The sequence below is a fragment of the Dietzia sp. E1 genome (assembly GCF_014145015.1).
Taxonomy (GTDB): domain Bacteria; phylum Actinomycetota; class Actinomycetes; order Mycobacteriales; family Mycobacteriaceae; genus Dietzia; species Dietzia cinnamea_A.
Genome location: NZ_JAALDU010000186.1, coordinates 1 through 3,191, shown reverse-complemented (window position 1 = coordinate 3,191; position 3,191 = coordinate 1). Strand labels below are relative to the sequence as shown.

The window sequence follows — 3,191 nt, the reverse complement described above, 5'->3', positions numbered from 1 at the left end:
CCCGCCGCGCCACCCGCGACGCCGACCGACGCACGGCCGGACGCCCCTGCCGCACCGGAGACCCCGACGCCGTCCGAGCCGTCGCCCGCGCCCGGGCGCGACGTCGATGCCGGACCCGAGATCCCTGTCGTCGAGCCGGATGTCGAACCCGGTCCGAGCGCGGACACCGAGGTCGTCGAGCCCGCCCCGGTCGAGCCGGTGGTCGTGCCGCCCGAGGTACCCTCCGACGAGATCCCGGCGCCCACCACCGAGGTCATCACCGGGACCCCCGAGCCGGTCGCACCGGTCGAGCGCATCGATCCGGCCACCGGCCGACTCGACCGCCTCCGGGGCCGGCTCGCCCGCTCGCAGAACACCGTGGGCCAGGGGCTCCTCGGCCTCCTCGGCGCGGGCGACCTCGACGAGGACGCCTGGGAGGAGATCGAGGACACCCTCATCATGGCCGACCTCGGGGCCACCACGACCCAGCGCGTGGTGGACCGGCTGCGGGAGGAGATCGCGACCCGCCAGGTCCGCACCGAGGCCGAGGTGCGGGACCTGCTCCGGCAGACCCTCATCGACAACCTCCACCCCGAGTACGACCGATCGCTCCGTGCGCTGCCGAACGACGGGACGCCGGCCGTCCTCCTCGTCGTCGGCGTCAACGGCACCGGCAAGACCACCACGACCGGCAAGCTCGCCCGCGTCCTCGTGGCCGACGGCCGCGCCATCCTGCTCGGCGCCGCGGACACGTTCCGCGCCGCCGCGGCGGACCAGCTCCAGACCTGGGCGGAGCGCGTCGGCGCCGAGGTCGTGCGCGGCAAGGAGGGCGCCGATCCCGCCTCGGTCGCCTTCGACGCGGTGAGGCGTGGCGTCGAGACCGGCGTGGACGCCGTGCTCGTCGACACCGCGGGCCGCCTCCACACCAAGGCCGGCCTCATGGACGAGCTCGGCAAGGTCAAGCGGGTCGTCGAGAAGAAGACCCCCGTCGACGAGGTGCTGCTCGTGATCGACGCGACCACCGGGCAGAACGGCCTCATGCAGGCCCGCGTGTTCAAGGAGGTCGTCGACATCACGGGCGTCGTCCTGACCAAGCTCGACGGCACCGCCAAGGGCGGGATCGTCTTCCAGGTCCAGCACGAGCTCGGCGTGCCGGTGAAGCTCGTCGGACTGGGGGAGGGCGCCGACGACCTGGCGCCGTTCACCCCCGAGGCGTTCGTGGACGCCCTGCTCGGGACGTAGGCCCGGGGCGGCGGGCCGCGATACACAACCGGAACCGGGGCCCGCCGCGTGTAACCGTCAGGAAACACACGCGGACATCCACCGCAACACGGCAGCGGAAACCTCTACAGGCGACCGGGGAGCGAGAAGACGCTCACCACGCGATGAAACGAGGAGGACCGCACCGTGATAGGTGACAGTGTCGCGTTGCTCGCCCAGGAGGCGACGCCGGAGTTCGATACGGGAGACACGGCCTGGATGCTCATGGCGGCATCCCTGGTCTTGCTCATGACGCCAGCCCTGGCGCTCTTCTACGGCGGTATGTCCCGGCAGAAGTCGGTACTCAACATGATGATGATGTCGTTCGGCACCATGGGGCTGGTCGGCGTCGTCTACCTGCTGTGGGGCTGGTCGATGTCCTACGGCAGCCAGTCCGTGGCCGGACTGTTCGCCAACCCCTTCGAGATGTTCGGACTGTCCGGGGTGATCGGGGACGCGAGCGGCTGGATGATGTCCGGCTCGGGCGCCTACCCGGCGGTCGTCGACGTCGCCTTCCAGGTGACGTTCGCGATCATCACCGTGGCGCTCATCTCCGGGGCGATCGCCGAGCGCGTCCGGTTCGGCACCTGGCTCGCGTTCGCCGGGGTGTGGGTCACCCTCGCGTACTTCCCGCTCGCCCACATGGTGTGGGGCGGGGGACTGCTCTCCCACTCCGACAGTGGTCTGGCCGCCATGATCTTCGGGACGGTCGACGACGGCGAGGGCGGTCTGACCGCCGCCGTGGGCCCCGTCGACTTCGCCGGTGGAACCGTCGTGCACATCAACGCCGGCATGGCCGCCCTGGTGCTCGTCCTGCTCATCGGCAAGCGGCTCGACTTCGGTCGCACCGCCTTCCGCCCGCACAGCCTGCCCCTGGTTATGCTCGGCGCCGCGCTGCTGTGGTTCGGCTGGTTCGGGTTCAACGCCGGCTCCGCTTTCGGTGCCAACGGCACGGCCGGCCTGGCCTGGGTCAACACCACCGCCGCCACCGCCGCCGCGATGCTGGGCTGGCTCCTGGCCGAGCGTATCCGCGACGGGCACGCCACCAGCCTCGGCGCGGCCTCCGGCGTCGTCGCCGGACTGGTCGCCATCACCCCCGCCGCGGGGTCGGTCCACCCGCTCGGTGCCATCGCCCTCGGCGCGATCGCGGGTGTGCTGTCCGCCCTCGCCGTGGGACTCAAGCACCGCTTCGGCTACGACGACGCGCTCGACGTGGTGGGCGTCCACCTGGTCGCCGGCCTGTGGGGCACGATCGCGATCGGGCTGTTCGCCACTGGCACCTTCGACACCGCCCCCGGGATCTTCTACTCCGGCGAGGGATGGAAGCTCCTCGTGGTCCAGATCGTGATCGCCGTCGCGGCGCTCGTGTTCACCGCGGTGATGACCGCGATCGCCTGGGCGATCTGCCGCCCCCTCGGGTGGCGGATCGACAAGTCCGACGAGCAGGCCGGCATCGACGGCGCCCAGCACGCGGAGACCGCGTACGAGCCCTCCACCAGCGCGCTCATCCGCTGACCCGACCACCTCGAAAGGAACCACGACATGAAGCTCGTGACCGCGATCGTCAAGCCGTTCACGCTCGACGACGTCAAGGCCGCCCTCGAGCAGGCCGGCATCCACGGACTGACCATCAGCGAGGTCCAGGGCTACGGCCGCCAGAAAGGCCACACCGAGGTCTACCGCGGCGCCGAGTACGCCGTCGACTTCGTCCCGAAGATCCGGGTCGAGGTGGTGGTCGACGACGACACCGCCGGGGCGGTCGTGCAGCTGATCGTCGACGCGGCCCGCACCGGCAAGATCGGCGACGGCAAGGTCTGGGTGACCGCCGTCGAGAGCATCGTCCGTGTCCGCACGGGCGAGGAGGGCGTCGACGCCATCTGAGCGGCCCCGCCCGTTCACCCACGCACACCCCGCTTCCGCGCGCGGGTCGTCCCCGAGGGGGACGGCCCGCG

Annotated in this window: 3 protein-coding genes; all 3 read left to right on the top strand. The window is 71.5% G+C overall.

What is annotated here, in order from left to right; genetic code table 11:
- A partial coding sequence (gene ftsY, locus G6030_RS07520) for a signal recognition particle-docking protein FtsY (RefSeq protein WP_241724230.1) occupies positions 1-1,221 on the top strand: 1,221 nt, incomplete at its 5' end.
- 237 nt (positions 1,222-1,458) lie between these two features.
- Complete coding sequence (locus tag G6030_RS07515) at positions 1,459-2,754, top strand: ammonium transporter (protein WP_050797242.1); 1,296 nt, start codon at positions 1,459-1,461, stop codon at positions 2,752-2,754.
- A 27-nt stretch (positions 2,755-2,781) separates the two neighbouring features.
- A complete protein-coding gene (locus G6030_RS07510; RefSeq protein ID WP_061227763.1) occupies positions 2,782-3,120 on the top strand; it encodes a P-II family nitrogen regulator in 339 nt (112 codons plus the stop codon).
- Positions 3,121-3,191: the final 71 nt, after the last annotated feature.